3 protein-coding genes are annotated in these 1,217 nt (G+C 31.3%); 1 reads left to right on the top strand and 2 read right to left on the bottom strand.

Annotation, left to right across the window (positions count from 1 at the left end; genetic code table 11):
* Window positions 1–130 precede the first annotated feature (130 nt).
* Window positions 131–427, bottom strand: coding sequence for a DUF3055 domain-containing protein (locus V7183_RS23690; protein WP_097895008.1), 297 nt, complete (start codon window positions 425–427; stop codon window positions 131–133).
* A 132-nt stretch (window positions 428–559) separates the two neighbouring features.
* Between V7183_RS23690 and V7183_RS23685 the strand changes: the two genes are divergently transcribed.
* Window positions 560–952: a DUF1885 family protein gene (locus V7183_RS23685; RefSeq protein ID WP_097895007.1), complete on the top strand. Its 393-nt coding sequence runs from the start codon at window positions 560–562 to the stop codon at window positions 950–952.
* Between the two features lie 3 nt (window positions 953–955).
* On the opposite strand, the gene V7183_RS23680 is transcribed toward V7183_RS23685, so the two are convergent.
* Window positions 956–1,183 (bottom strand): hypothetical protein, encoded by a 228-nt coding sequence (locus V7183_RS23680; RefSeq protein ID WP_097895006.1) that lies wholly within the window; start codon window positions 1,181–1,183, stop codon window positions 956–958.
* Between the last annotated feature and the right edge of the window lie 34 nt (window positions 1,184–1,217).

Raw genomic sequence — 1,217 nt, 5'->3', positions numbered from 1 at the left:
TTAATATGTTATACTTTTTGCGTCAATAGGTTTTTGAGTATAGCACATTTATTTTTTAAAATTTATATTAGTATGAGATAATAACACAAAAAAACAGCCATATCATATAAGTACGACTGTTTCTTCTTATTTATTCTTCATACTCCGCATGTAAGGAAGTATGTGGAACAAGAAATTTAAAAAATTGTGCTAAATCATCAGCCTCTTCCTCTGATCCTAGCTTGAAAACTTCTTGTAAATGTTGAACATTTTCTACATCATCTGGTCCAAGGAGAGTCGCTCGTCCTGTTTGCATACAAACCACAAGAGGCTTCCCAAAAAACATATTTGTATAGATGACTCCAAAATCATAGCGATTTTCATGTGTCATAAACCCTAAAAAACGCACCTGCACACTTTCATGTTCATCATACAATTTTTCAAACATTTACTTCCTCCTTTCTAAATAATACTCTCTACTCATATATATTAAACAAAAAAAGATAGATCCCTTTAATTGTCAAAAAATTTACAACAGTGTTAAAATAACAACATACATGAAGTCAGGAGGAAACCTTTTATGCAACATGCATTTATTAAACTTGTACCTAAATCTAAGCAGCAATCTGTTTCAGTGGAAGATGTAAAGCAGCTTTTTCAGTATTACAAAAAAATCACCTCTCAGACTGGCATCCAAGTTAGTTATGCATATGCAAACTTTGCTTTTCCTTACGAGATACTCAATACATCAGACACGACGCTGGAACTGAAATCTAGTCATGATCGATATTCTTCTATTTATGTAGGGATTGGAACAGAAAACGAGCAAACTTTTATTCAACTTTCTTTACCTTCTACTGCAACGTTTGGTGATAAAGGAAAAGCAAATGAGTTCTGCCGTTTTTTAGCGAAAAAATTAGAAGGGGAATTACAATTATTTAATGGAAGAACAATGTATTTTTATAAACGTTAACTTTTATAAAAGAAAAGATATCATTAAAAACAGCATACTATTCGCACAAGTAAGAAACAAAGCCTGTTTTCTTGCACTGAGAATAATATAAGCAATTACATATGCTAAATAAAGGAATACGAAAAAGAGCATCACTTTATAATGGAACTTATCACCGTTCGATAATAATAACACAATAGAAAACCCACTCCATAAAAGAAAATGATAAAATATAACATGTATGATTTTCATGGAACCGTCTCCTTTGACATGCCCTATTTTATTA

It is taken from the genome of Bacillus sp. JJ1127 (assembly GCF_036965845.1).
Lineage (GTDB): Bacteria > Bacillota > Bacilli > Bacillales > Bacillaceae_G > Bacillus_A.
This window is presented reverse-complemented; position numbering and strand designations above follow the sequence as displayed.

Bases quoted from the DNA above. Each gene is read 5' to 3' on its own strand.
- V7183_RS23685 (WP_097895007.1), top strand. From the start codon at position 560: ATGCAACATGCATTTATTAAACTTGTACCTAAATCTAAGCAGCAATCT.
- V7183_RS23680 (WP_097895006.1), bottom strand. From the start codon at position 1,183: ATGAAAATCATACATGTTATATTTTATCATTTTCTTTTATGGAGTGGG.
- V7183_RS23690 (WP_097895008.1), bottom strand. From the start codon at position 427: ATGTTTGAAAAATTGTATGATGAACATGAAAGTGTGCAGGTGCGTTTT.